A 12,225-nucleotide genomic window follows, 5' to 3' on the forward strand; every position below is an offset into this window, starting at 1 on the left:
TTACGCCCCACTGCGGAAAGTGAAGCACTGTTGCCTTGCACGACGGCGGGTGTCGCCAGGCGTTGTGAAGCAAGTTACCCGGTGGTTGTGTAAGTCCATAATCAGCGACGGGGCGGCGCAACGCCCTCCCTGGATCGAGGGGGACATGATCACAGCTTTGGTTCACAGGATCAGGACGCAGTGCAGCGCGGAACTGAGCACTTTCCGCAGCCAGATGCACGCACTGGCGCGGCAGGACATCGGTTCCGGCCTGGACGCGGCAGCCACCACCATGGCCCGGCGGGCGTGCCTTGCCACCCCGGGAGTTTCCGTGGACATCGTCGGCTTCACCTGCCCGCGGTCCTCCGGCGGCGCACCTTCGGTGCGGGTTGCCGTGTCCCTTAGCGTGCAGCCCGGCCGGGTGGCCTCCGCCGTCCACTGGGAGGAGGCCCATGCCTGGGCAGGGGCGGTGGCCAGCGGGGAATGGGCTGCCGCCGAGTACGTCGGAAGCCAGGAGAGCCCGGCCGGGATGGTCTTTCACTACGCCCTGAAAAATGCGGAGGACCCTGACGCCGTGCCCGAGTATTCGGCGGTGCCGGAGTACTCGGCACCTGAGTATTCGGCGGACTATTCCACGGCGCTGTAACTAGGACCGACGCTGCCGCGGGCTCGCGCTGTCTAGGGCTACGACTTAAAACCAAGAGGATCCGGCGGGAATGTTCCCGCCGGATCCTCTTGGTCTGTCTTGCCGGGTTACTCCTTGCCCAGCCCTGAGGCAGAGGTCTTGTCGCCGGTGACCTCGTTCAGTTTGGTCAGGTCGAAGATGCCGTTGATGTCGGCCTGCTTGGTGGTGCCTGCGTCCACACCGTCCTGCAGCAGCTTCTTGAACGCTCCGGCCAGCGGGTCCACCGTGAACACGATGTTCTTCAGGGAGCGGTCGATGACCTCCTGAGGGAGTGCCTTGCCGGCAGCTTCCTTCAGGGCGGCGTTCACTTCCGTGGCCTTTTCCGCGGCCGGGGTGTCGTTGAGCCACTTCACGGCCTCGACGTGGCCCTTGAGCAGGGCCTCGACCGTCTGCGGGTGCTCGGCGGCGAACTTCTTGTTCACGATGAGGATGGTGGTGGGGAACTCGCCGGGCTTTCCGGTCAGCGACCCGTCCCACAGGTCCTTCTCGTCCACCAGGACCTTCGCCCCGGCCTGGAGCACCAGACGGGAGGCCCACGGCTCGGGCAGCCACGCGCCGTCGAGCTTGCCGTTCTGGAACAGTTTCAGCGTCTGGGCGTTCTCGGTCGGGTTGATGGTAACGTCCCCGCCGCCGTCGGTGTTGGTCTTGTAACCCTGCTTGCCGAGCCAGGCGCGGAGCGCCACATCCTGGGTGCCGCCGAGCTGCGGGGAGGCCAGGGTCTTGCCTTTGAGGTCAGCGGCGGTCGTGATCTCCGGCTTGACCACCAGCTGGGCGCCGCCGGAGGCTGCCCCGGCGATGATGTTGATGGATTCACCCTTGCTCTTGACGAACGAGTTGATGGCCGGGTTCGGGCCGATGTAGGTGGCGTCGATCGCGCCGGCGTTCAGCGCCTCGATGGCGGCCGGGCCGGCGTTGAATACCTGCGTGGTCAACTTGGTGCCGCCGAGCTCCTTCCCGATGAAGCCCTTCTGGACGCCCACCAGCGCGGTGGCGTGGGTGATGTTCCCGAAGTACCCCAGTTTCAGTTCGGTAGCAGGGCTGGTGGCTGCGGCCGCGGTGGCGGAACCCGGGGCGGAGCTGTTGGCCGCCGTAGTGGCGACGGCGACGCCTGCGCCGAGCACCGCAAGGATGCCGGCGGCGATACCGATCTTGAGCCCGCTGGGGCGCTTCCGGCCGGCGGGCTGGCCCGCGGCGATCCGGGTGGAGCCCGGGTTTTCGTTAGACGAAGACATGACGTTTTCCTTTTGGATGATGGAGCGGAGGGGATGGCGCTGCGCGTTGGATTGAGATTACGGAGGCGCCTCCGGCGGCCACAATGGCTACCGACGCAGGCGTTCACCCGGCGTCGTAATCGTTCATGCTGGGCGTCTTAGAGCTTCATCAGGAGTCGCGGAACGTCAAAAACCGGGGGCTTACAGCTCGTCCGGGGCGGACTTCAGGGTTTCCAGGACGGCGGGCAAAAGGTGCCGCTGCCGGCCCCAGACCGGGTCGAGGAGCTCGACGTACCAGGAATCGGACAGCAGGAGGGCGAGGGTTTCGTTGCTCTCGCGAGCCCAGTCCTGGATCTGCTCCGATTCGACCGGACTTTCGCTGCTTCCCAAAACAGTGACCACTTCGCCGTCGTGCAGCGTGACCGGCACGGAGGCCTGGCTGACCTCCCCCGGGGCGTGGACGATGGCAATGAGTTCCGTCTCGGCGGACAGCCGCAGCAGGAGGGCCGCCGACTCCGCGGAGCAGAAACCGGTGACGTACTCGCGCTGGGCATGGCCCGCCTCGGGGCCGAGGCCAGGCTGGGATTCCTTCGTGAACAGTCCGTTGCGGTTGAGCTCAGCCAGCCGGCCGGCGATGGGCAGGGTCTCGTCATCGAAGCGCGGGGCCAGGGTTCCGGGCTGGTATTCGCTGGTGCCCTCCAGCCACCGTGCGGTCAGCTCCCCGGCGGCGGCCAGGGTGCCCGCCTGCCGCCATACTTCGCGGTCTGCCAGGAGCCTGCCGTAGCCGTCACGTTCGGTGGTGAATTGATCGCTCATACTCGATGCTAGGCGCGGAACTGGGCTGTTGGGCAGGGCGAATGACGCCTTCGAACGCCGTGTGAATCGCGGTTACGCCGTGTATCTTCCGGTTTCCCCGCGCTTTGACCGCCGCTTTTTTGCTGCCGGATAGTTGCTGCCACAACCTTCGCATCAACTCCTTCCATCGCTACTTTCCAAGGGGCAACCATGGTCCGTCAGTCTCTCAAGTCCCACACTCCAAAGTCCCGTGCGGGCGCACTCAAGCCGGCGGTGGGCCTGGCCCTCGCCGCGACCAGCCTGCTGGCGCTTTCCGCCTGCTCCGATCCCGGGGCCGCGGCGTCCGCGGACGCGCCGGCCACCACCAACACCGCCACGTCATCAGCCAAGACCTTCAACCTCACGCCCGAACAGGACCGGTTTCCCGTCACCGTGGACCAGACGGCTGCGGCGCTGGTTCCCGAGTCGATCAAGAAGGACGGAAAGCTGACCGTGGCGGTCAGCCCGTTCGCGCCGCCGCTGGCCGTTTACGCCACCGACAACAAGACGCCGGTGGGCAACGAGGTGGACATCGCCGTCGCACTGGCCCAGACGCTGGGGCTGGAAGCCGAGATCGTTCCCACCGCCTGGGCGGACTGGCCCCTCGGCGTCGAATCGGGCAAGTACGAGGCTGTCCTCTCCAACGTCACCGTGACGGAGGAGCGCAAGCTCAAGTTCGATTTCGCCAGCTACCGGGACGACAAGCTCGGCTTCTACGCCAAGAGCGGCAGCGACATCACCAAGGTCGAATCCGCCCCGGACGTGGCCGGCAAGCGCGTCATTGTCGGCTCGGGCACCAACCAGGAGTCGATCCTGCTGCGCTGGGACGAGGAGAACAAGGCCAAGGGGCTGAAGCCGGTCGAGTTCCAGTACTACGACGACGACTCCGCCTCGAACCTCGCGCTGCAGTCCGGCCGTGCGGACCTGACGTTCGGGCCCAACGCCACGGCCGCCTACAAGGCCGCCACAGACGAGAAGACCAAATTGGTGGGCCTCGTGGACGGCGGCTGGCCGCTGAAGGCGAGCATCGCCGCCACCACCAAGAAGGGCAACGGCTTCGCCGCCGCCGCGGAGGCCGGCCTGAACCACCTGATTGAGGACGGCACCTACGGCAAGATCCTGGACCGCTGGGGCCTGTCGGCGGAGGCCGTGGCCAAGTCGGAACTGAACCCGGCGGGCCTGCCCAAGAGCTAAACCCCGGAATCGATTGCTCCGTAACTGCCCTTATCAGGCCCGAAAACGGCGGTTGCGGAGCAGCCGATGGGGTTTTAGGCGCCCGGAACCACCTTGAGTGCGGAGTTCCACTGGAACTCCGGCAACTGGTTGTTGGCCGAGAGCAGGATGTGGAGGAATCCGGCCTGCTCCAACTGCCGGGCGCGTCGCTGGGGCCCGACGACGATCGGCCGGAGGCCGCCTGCCGAGGCGAAGTCCGCGACGGCCCGCACGGCGTCCTCGTCGTCGCCCGCGATGAGGACGTCGAGCTGCTGGCCTGCGACGTCGCCGGCGACAAGCGTCCCGGCGAAGGTGGTGTTGAAGGCCTTCACCACTTTGGCCCCGGTGGATTTCTGGAGCTCTTCCGCCCCTGAACTGCCGTCGGGGACACTGAGGCCTTCGTAGGTGGACGTGTCCACCGGATTGGTGATGTCCACGTACACCTTGCCGTCCAGTGCACTGCCGTACCTGGCGACGACGTCCTTGGCCGGATCGAAGTAGACGGCGGGGATCACAATGGCACCACTAAGGTCGTCGCCCACCACGCCTGCGGTCACCTGGCCCCCAAGCTCGGCCGCGAGGGCCTCGGCCTTGGCCTTGTCCCCGTGCGCCAGCAGCTGGACGCTCTTGCCGCCCGCGATGGCGCGGGTGGCCAGTCCCCGGGCCATGTTGCCGGTTCCGATGATGGTGACGTCAGCCATTGTGTTCTTCCTTCCAGGGGGTCAATCCAGGGGTTAGGAAATCCATGTCTAGGTGGGCGACGTTACTTCAATCTCCAACAAAATCAATAGGCCGGGCAGCCGCCTCGGCGAGGCCGGTGCTGCCGCGGACGATCAAGTCGCATGGAAAATTCACCCTCCGCGGCGGCTCCCCCGGCGCATGGATGCGCTCCAGCAGCATCCGGGCTCCCACGCGTGCCATTTCGCGGCTGGGCTGGCGCACGGTGGTGAGGCTGAACGAATCCCAAGCCGCCATGTCGACGTCGTCGTACCCGATGACCCAACAGTCCTGCGCCGGAATCCGGTTGGCCTGCAGCGCGTCGAGGGCGCCGAAGGCCATCAGATCGTTGGCGCAAAAGACGGCCTGGGGCCTGTCGGCGCGGGCAAGCAGGCGGTTCATGACCTGCGCGCTGACGTCGTGGGAGAACCCTCCGTGGAAGCGGAAGTGTTCCGGAACGCCGTGGCCCCGCTCGGCCATCCTGTCCAGGAAGCCCTTGGCGCGCTCACGTGACGTGCTGGCGTTTTCGGCACCGCCGATGAAGGCCACCCGGGTCCTGCTGTTATCCAGGAGGTAGTCGGCGACGGCGGCACCGCCCTCGGTGTTGCTGCTGGTGACCTGGTCGCAGTGCAGGCCCTCCACCACGCGGTTGATCAGAACGATCGGGCTCTTCTTCTCAATGGCTGCCTGCAGCTCGACGGAATCTTCTGTTGCCGTCGTAAAGATGACGCCGTCGACTGCGTGTTCCCGGATGGCTTTGAGCGCATCGTGGTGACTGCCGCCGCCCGCGTTCCAGATCACGACACGGAAGCCTGCGGTGTCCAGCTCCCGGCTGAGTTCGTCGAGAACCTCCGGGTAGAACGGGTTGGTCAGGTCAGCGACCACCACGCCGATGGTGTTGGTCCGTCTTGTTTTCATGGCCTGCGCGCCGGCGTGGGGCACATAGCCCAGCGTTTCCATGGCCGCCTGGACACGGGCGCGGGTGGCAGGAGACAGCTTCGCGGGGGAGGACATCACCCGGGACACCGTGGCCTGCGATACGCCCGCCAGCTCTGCCACGTCGCGGCTTGTGACCATCGGGGCAATCTCCTTGCTATCTGCCGCGCCTGGCGCCGGCGTGTTGCGGATGCTTTGGTTTGTTGTTTCAGACTAGCCAATGTCCCAAGCCTGCACCGCCGGTCCCTGCGGAATGCAGGCCACCGGCGGCACAGTGGAAGAGGTGGCTACCGGCCCGTCGTGGGATCGTGCTCGGCACTCAGGCCTCGACGTAGCCGGACGCGGGGCGCCGTCTCCGGAGACCAAAGCGCACCGGCGATGGTGATGACGGACGTCACGATCATGTAGAGCGCGACCAGCCAGTACCGGTCGAAGTCCGGGCCGACCAGTGCGGTGGCGATCAGTGGTGCGAAGCCACCGGCGAAGACGGCGGCCACCTGAGGGCCAACCGATGCTCCCGAGTAGCGGAGCTTAGGCTCGAAGAGTTCGGTGAAGTAGGCGGGTTCCACGGAGTAGCAGAGGTCGCGGCCCACGTTGCAGGTCAGGATGAGCACGAGCAAAAGCATCAGGAAGTCACCGGTCTGCACGGCCCAGAAAAAGGGGAACGCCATCAGGAGCATGGTGGTTGCTCCCGCGAGGACCGTGTAGCGGCGCCCCCAACGGTCCGAAACCCAGCCCCAGAACGGGATGGAGAAGATGCCCAGGCCTGCCATGATCATGGTTGCCAGCAGGATGCTGTTCTTTTCCAGCAGTACTGCGGGACCGTACGCGAGCAGGAAGGTGGTGTAGATGTAGTAGTTCGCATTCTCGGCGAACCGCATCATGATGACTTTGAGGATGGTCAGCGGGCGGGTCTTGATGACCTTAACCACCGGCATCTTTTCGATCTCACCCTTGCGCTTGATCTCCTCGAACGCCGGGGATTCATCCACCTTGCTGCGGATGTAGAAGGAGAGCACCACCAGGAGGATGGAGACGAGGAACGGGATGCGCCATCCCCATGCCACAAAAGCCTCGGGCGAGATCAGGTAGCCCATGACGTAGAAGGCTCCGTTGGCCAGCAGCGTTCCCGCTGGTACGCCGATCTGCGGCCAGGAGCCGAAGAAACCGCGTCGCTTGGCCGGGGCAAATTCGGTTGCCATCAGGGCGGCCCCGCCCCACTCGCCGCCGACCCCGATGCCCTGCACGATGCGCAGGAGGACCAGCAGGATCGGTGCCGCGATGCCGATTGTGGCAAAGTTTGGTAGGCAGCCGATGAGGAACGTGCCGCCGCCCATCAGGCCCAGCGTGGCCATGAGCATTTTCTTCCGGCCCAGGCGGTCGCCGAAGTGGGCAAAGATGACGCCGCCGATGGGGCGCGCTGCGAAGCCGATGGCATACGTGCTGAAGGAGAGCAGAATCCCAACAAACGGACTGGCCTGCGGGAAGAACTGGCTGTTCAGGATGATCGCGGCGGCAACGCCGTACACGTAGAAGTCGTACCACTCGATGCAGCTGCCCAGCACTGAGGAAACCAGAGCTTTGCGGCGCATCTTCGGATCGATTGCCGGCGGTGCCGGTGTTGTCACGGGGGCGCTCATGTAGAGACTCCTTTGTCTTCGTCCGGACAGTGAGCCCAGCCACACCGGCTGGCTCGTGAATAGCAGTGTATACGTATGCAAAAAGCGGAAACAACCCCTTGTGCCAAAAAATGTATACGTATACACTCGATCAACATACAGGCCGGATGGCTTGGCCCAGGGCGCTACATATGTCGCCCATCAATGACGATGGAAGGTAATCCTGATGACGGTTACAAATGAAATCAGCTCGGCCGTGAAGTCCGCGATGCTGAAGGAGCCGGCCCGCAACAGCGTGGCCCGGGGGAGCACCCCGGAGGTCCGCGCCACTGTGGAAGCCGTCATTGCAGACATCCGGGAGCGCGGAGACGCAGCCGTCCGCGAGTACTCTGCCAAGTTCGACAAGCACGCCCCCGAGTCCTTCCTGCTCACTCAGGAGCAGCTCGAGGAGATCATGGCACGCGTCCCTGAGCAGACCATTGAGGACATCAAGTTCGTCCAGGAACAGGTCCGCGTCATGGCGCAGAAGCAGCGTGAGTCCCTTACCGACTTCGAAATCGAAACCATGCCCGGCGTGCTCCTCGGGCAGAAGAATGTGCCGGTCCAGGCTGCCGGAGCCTACATTCCCGGCGGGAAGTACCCTCTGCTGGCCAGCGCCCACATGACCATCATTACTGCCAAAGTTGCCGGCGTTGAGCGCGTCGCAGCGTGCACCCCGCTGATCCAGGGCGAAGTCCCGGATGCCACGGTGGCCGCGATGTACCTGGCCGGCGCCGATGAGATCTACCTGCTCGGCGGCATCCAGGCGGTAGCAGCGCTGGCCGTCGGCACCGAGACCATCAAGCCGGTGAACATGCTGGCCGGCCCCGGCAACGCCTTCGTCGCCGAAGCCAAGCGCCAGCTCTTCGGCGAGGTCGGCATCGACCTCTTCGCCGGGCCCACCGAAGTCCTGGTCGTGGCCGATGAGCACGCTGACCCGTTCATTGTCGCCGTCGACCTTCTGTCCCAGGCTGAGCACGGACCCGATTCCCCGGCCGTCCTCATCACGACCAGTGAGGAACTGGGCCGCAAGGTCATCGAGCACATCGACACGATCCTCGTGGACATGCCTACCCGCGACTACGCCGAGGCCGCGTGGCGCGACTGGGGCGCGATCCACGTCGTTGACTCCCTCGACGACGCCTACGTCCTGGCCGACGAGTACGCCTACGAGCACGTGCAGATCCTCACCCAGAACCCCCGCGAGGCCCTGGAGAAGATGCACGACTACGGCGCGCTGTTCCTCGGGGAGGGAACCTGCGTCTCCTACGGCGACAAGGTCATTGGAACCAACCACGTCCTGCCCACCCGTGGTGCTGCCCGCTACACCGGCGGACTCTGGGTAGGCAAGTACCTGCGCACCGTCACCTACCAGGAAGTGACCAACACCGAATCCAGCGCCTTCTTCGGTGAGCTCTGCGGACGCGCAGCAAGGGTGGAGCGGTTTGAGGGCCACGCACGGTCCGGAGACGTGCGCGCAGCGAAGTACCGCGGCACGTCATTGCCCTGGTCGGACCACACTTTCGACAGCTAAGGACCACGCGTGCCGAACTTCCGCCTCGACGGCAAGAAAGTACTGGTCACCGGGGCGGGCCGGGGACTCGGCAAGGCCATCGCTGATGACCTTGCCGAGTCCGGCGCCACCGTCTACGGGACCAGCCGCGACGCCGCAACGGCCCAGCAGATCAGTGAACGGTACGGGACGCCGGCCCTGGCCGTGGACCTGAGCAGCTCCGGCAACATCAGCGGGTTCGCCGAATCACTCCAGCGGGCCAGCGGCGGGATTGACCTGCTCGTCAACAATGCGGGCGTCAACGTGCCCAAGCCTGCCCTGGAGCTCACGGAGGACGACTGGGACACGGTCTTCGACACCAACCTCAAGGGCACCTTCTTCCTGACCACGGCCCTGGCACGGCACTGGGTGGCCGCCGGTACCCCTGGTGCCATCGTCAACATCGCCTCCCAGGCGGGGATCGTTGCCATTGAGGAACGGGCGGCCTACGGCACCAGCAAGGCAGGAATGATCCACCTCACCAAGATCCTGGCCCTGGAATGGGCTGCCGCGGGGATCCGGGTTAACGCCGTTGCCCCAACCTTCGTACGGACGGAACTGACGGCGTCGACCCTCAGCAGGCCCGACTGGGCAGCAGAACTGCTGTCCCGCATCCCGATCGGCCGCTTCGGCGAACCCGAGGACGTCGCCGGGGCCGTGGCGTTCCTGCTCAGCGACGCGGCATCGCTCATCACCGGCCACACTCTCGCCGTCGACGGCGGCTACACCATCCGCTGAACGGTCCATCCGACTGAAGCGGCCCATTCCTAGGAGCAGCAACGTGAACATCACGCAGACCATCTCGAAGACCGCCGTGGTCGGCGCCGGCTACATGGGCGGCGGCATAGCCCAGGTGCTGGCGCTGCACGGTTACCGGGTGACGCTCGGTGATGTCGACGGCGAAATCGCCGAACGTGCCCGCGTCCGCCTCGTGGACCAGGCCAGGGCTTTCGAGGCCCAGGGGCTGCTGCCTGCCGGCGCAGCGGACAAGGTCGGGGACAACCTCACGGCTGCCGCCAGCATCGAGGATGCTGTTGGAACGTCGGACTATATCGCCGAGGCGGTCCCGGAGGACCCAGTGATCAAGGCGGATATCCTCCGCCGCATTTCTGCAGCCGCCCCGGCGGATGCAGTCATCGGTACGAACACTTCCGCAATTCCGATCGGGGAGCTGGCCGCATCCGTCACCAGCCCGGAGCGGTTCCTCGGCGTCCACTGGATGAACCCGGCACCCTTCATCCCCGGCGTCGAACTCATCCCGGGGCCGGGAACCTTGCCTTCCGTCGTGGACCTTGCCGAGGAGCTCATCAGGACCCTTGGCAAGACGCCCGCGAGGGTTGCCGACACGCCGGGGTTCGTCGCCAACAGGCTACAGTTTGCGCTGTACAAGGAGGCGGCCCGGATCGTTGAAGAGGGCGTCGCAAACCCCTCCCAGATCGACGACGTCGTCAGCAACACCTTCGGGTTCCGCCTTGCGCTGTTCGGCCCGTTCGCCATCGGGGACATGGCTGGCCTGGATGTCTATGAGTCGTCGTTCCGGACCCTGGAAAAGGCCTACGGTGAACGGTTCGCCCCGCCCGCCGCGCTGACGGCCACGGTGGAGGAGGGCAACCTGGGCCTGAAATCCGGCCATGGGTTCCTGGACGTGGACCCGGCCGGCAGGGAAAGCCTTGTTGCCTACCGGGACAGTGCCTATGCGCGGCTCTCGCAGCTGCGCGCCGAGCTGGGCCGGGCCCCGGGCCTGTAGGCCGCTAACCCAGCCCCCGGCTCCCTTACGGCAGCCGGCTCGGCCGCAGCACGCTCGGAGCGCCCGCCTGTTCGGGCTCAAGTGGCACCGGGCTGACCAGCACCGCGGGTCCCCGGTGCAGCACGCCGTCGGACAGCGCGCGGCAGCGCATGCCCCCGCGCCCGCGCATGGCGGCGTGCGCGCCCGGCGCGAGCATCCGGTCCATCCACGCGCAGGGGTGGGCGGGCCGCCCGCCCTTGAATCGCACCACGTCGCCCCGGGATTCAAGCGCGAAGTCCTGGCCCAGGAGCGGGGCAAGGTGGGCACCCCTGAGGATCACGTTGCGCCGGGTCAGCAGCGGGTCGAAGGGGCCGGCGTCCAGTTCCACAGCCATGGCCTCAAGGGCCTCGACCGCGAACAGGGTGACGGCGGCGTCCATGTGGGCCGCCTTGCCGAAGAACCGGTCCCCAACGATGCCCTTGCCCGCCACGATCTCAACCTGGCCGGCATCCGCCGTCGGCACGTCAGCCGCGCCGTCGCGTGCGCGGCCGAAGTAGGCGTGCGCCGGTGAAACCAGCAGGTGCAGGACGTCCACGTCGTACCGGTAGGTTGCCGTCATGCAATAACGCTATACCCCAGTCAGGGCTGCGGTCGGGACAGAGGTCAGGCAGTCCGAGCGAGCAGGGAGCTGGCTTCCTGGCGGGTGGTTCCGGAGTCCTGGATGCCGTCGGCGATGTGGGCGAGTTCGGCGGGGATGTCCCGGCCCTTTTTGCGCATGGCGGTGGCCCAGAGCCGGCCGGCACGGTAGGAGGAGCGGACCAGGGGCCCGGACATGACGCCAAGGAAGCCGATCTCCTCGGCTTCGTGCTGGCGGTCCACGAATTCCTGGGGCTTGACCCAGCGGTCCACGGGGAGGTGGCGTTCGGAGGGGCGCAGGTACTGGGTGATGGTGATCAGGTCGCAGCCTGCCTGGTGCAGGTCGCGGAGCGCCTCGGAGATTTCTTCGCGGGTTTCGCCCATGCCCAGGATCAGGTTGGACTTGGTGACCATGCCCAGGTTCCGGCCCTGGGTGATGACGTCCAGGGAGCGTTCGTAGCGGAACGCGGGCCGGATCCGCTTGAAGATCCGCGGCACGGTCTCGACGTTGTGCGCGAACACCTCGGGCTTGGAGTCGCAGATCGCGGCGATGTGTTCGGGTTTGCCGGAGAAGTCCGGGATGAGCAGTTCGACGCCGGTGCCGGGGTTCAGTTCGTGGATCTTGCGGACGGTTTCGGCGTAGAGCCAGACGCCTTCGTCCTCGAGGTCGTCACGGGCCACGCCGGTGACGGTCGCGTAGCGCAGCTGCATCGACTGGACGGAGCGGGCCACCTTGGTGGGTTCGAACCGGTCCACGGGGGAGGGTTTGCCGGTGTCGATCTGGCAGAAGTCGCAGCGGCGGGTGCATTCGGAGCCGCCGATCAGGAAGGTGGCTTCCTTGTCTTCCCAGCATTCGAAGATGTTGGGGCAGCCGGCCTCTTCGCAGACGGTGTGCAGGCCTTCCTTCTTGACCAGGTTCTTGAGCTGGACGAATTCCGGGCCCATCTGGACCTTGGCCTTGATCCAGTCCGGTTTGCGTTCCACCGGGGTGGCCGCATTGCGCTGCTCGATCCGCAGCATTTTCCGGCCTTCTGGTGCCAGTGTCATTGTTCTCTTTCCCTAGTACTAAATCTGCAGGT

General features: G+C 65.9%; 12 protein-coding genes. 5 read left to right on the forward strand and 7 right to left on the reverse strand.

Translation table 11 applies throughout. The features are described 5' to 3' along the window. Window positions 1-145: 145 nt before the first annotated feature. Entirely contained in the window at window positions 146-625 is a 480-nt protein-coding gene (locus LFT45_RS01285) for a hypothetical protein (RefSeq protein ID WP_236806165.1), read from the forward strand. A gap of 107 nt (window positions 626-732) precedes the next feature. Here LFT45_RS01285 and LFT45_RS01290 read toward each other — a convergent pair whose 3' ends face one another. Both LFT45_RS01290 and LFT45_RS01295 read right to left on the reverse strand, forming a co-directional pair. After that, a complete protein-coding gene (locus tag LFT45_RS01290; RefSeq protein ID WP_236806166.1) occupies window positions 733-1,896 on the reverse strand; it encodes an ABC transporter substrate-binding protein in 1,164 nt (387 codons plus the stop codon). A 180-nt stretch (window positions 1,897-2,076) separates the two neighbouring features. After that, a complete protein-coding gene (locus LFT45_RS01295; protein WP_236806167.1) occupies window positions 2,077-2,691 on the reverse strand; it encodes a DUF6919 domain-containing protein in 615 nt (204 codons plus the stop codon). Between the two features lie 189 nt (window positions 2,692-2,880). On the opposite strand from LFT45_RS01295, the gene LFT45_RS01300 reads away from it, so the two are divergent. Then, window positions 2,881-3,903 carry an ABC transporter substrate-binding protein gene (locus LFT45_RS01300; protein WP_236806168.1) on the forward strand — a complete coding sequence of 341 codons (1,023 nt, stop codon included), beginning with the start codon at window positions 2,881-2,883 and terminating at the stop codon, window positions 3,901-3,903. 74 nt (window positions 3,904-3,977) lie between these two features. Here LFT45_RS01300 and LFT45_RS01305 read toward each other — a convergent pair whose 3' ends face one another. The 3 genes from LFT45_RS01305 to LFT45_RS01315 all read right to left on the reverse strand — a co-directional run bounded on the left by LFT45_RS01305 (window position 3,978) and on the right by LFT45_RS01315 (window position 7,214). Next, window positions 3,978-4,622: an NADPH-dependent F420 reductase gene (locus tag LFT45_RS01305; protein ID WP_236806169.1), complete on the reverse strand. Its 645-nt coding sequence runs from the start codon at window positions 4,620-4,622 to the stop codon at window positions 3,978-3,980. A 67-nt stretch (window positions 4,623-4,689) separates the two neighbouring features. After that, window positions 4,690-5,715 (reverse strand): LacI family DNA-binding transcriptional regulator, encoded by a 1,026-nt coding sequence (locus LFT45_RS01310; protein WP_236806170.1) that lies wholly within the window; start codon window positions 5,713-5,715, stop codon window positions 4,690-4,692. Between the two features lie 146 nt (window positions 5,716-5,861). Continuing rightward, window positions 5,862-7,214 (reverse strand): MFS transporter, encoded by a 1,353-nt coding sequence (locus LFT45_RS01315; RefSeq protein ID WP_236806171.1) that lies wholly within the window; start codon window positions 7,212-7,214, stop codon window positions 5,862-5,864. Between the two features lie 205 nt (window positions 7,215-7,419). On the opposite strand from LFT45_RS01315, the gene hisD reads away from it, so the two are divergent. Genes hisD through LFT45_RS01330 form a run of 3 tightly spaced genes read left to right on the forward strand, consistent with a single transcriptional unit; the run spans window position 7,420 to window position 10,531 of the window. Continuing rightward, window positions 7,420-8,766 (forward strand): histidinol dehydrogenase, encoded by a 1,347-nt coding sequence (hisD, locus tag LFT45_RS01320; protein ID WP_236806172.1) that lies wholly within the window; start codon window positions 7,420-7,422, stop codon window positions 8,764-8,766. A gap of 9 nt (window positions 8,767-8,775) precedes the next feature. Next, window positions 8,776-9,522 carry an SDR family NAD(P)-dependent oxidoreductase gene (locus LFT45_RS01325; protein ID WP_236806173.1) on the forward strand — a complete coding sequence of 249 codons (747 nt, stop codon included), beginning with the start codon at window positions 8,776-8,778 and terminating at the stop codon, window positions 9,520-9,522. Window positions 9,523-9,565: 43 nt separating this feature from the next. Next, complete coding sequence (locus LFT45_RS01330) at window positions 9,566-10,531, forward strand: 3-hydroxyacyl-CoA dehydrogenase family protein (protein ID WP_236806174.1); 966 nt, start codon at window positions 9,566-9,568, stop codon at window positions 10,529-10,531. 25 nt (window positions 10,532-10,556) lie between these two features. Here the strand turns inward: LFT45_RS01330 and LFT45_RS01335 are convergent, their stop codons facing one another. After that, window positions 10,557-11,129 carry an MOSC domain-containing protein gene (locus LFT45_RS01335; RefSeq protein ID WP_236806175.1) on the reverse strand — a complete coding sequence of 191 codons (573 nt, stop codon included), beginning with the start codon at window positions 11,127-11,129 and terminating at the stop codon, window positions 10,557-10,559. 44 nt (window positions 11,130-11,173) lie between these two features. Further along, entirely contained in the window at window positions 11,174-12,193 is a 1,020-nt protein-coding gene (gene lipA / locus LFT45_RS01340; protein ID WP_236806176.1) for a lipoyl synthase, read from the reverse strand. Window positions 12,194-12,225 lie beyond the last annotated feature (32 nt).

The sequence above is a fragment of the Arthrobacter sp. FW305-BF8 genome (assembly GCF_021789315.1).
Classification (GTDB): Bacteria; Actinomycetota; Actinomycetes; order Actinomycetales; family Micrococcaceae; genus Arthrobacter.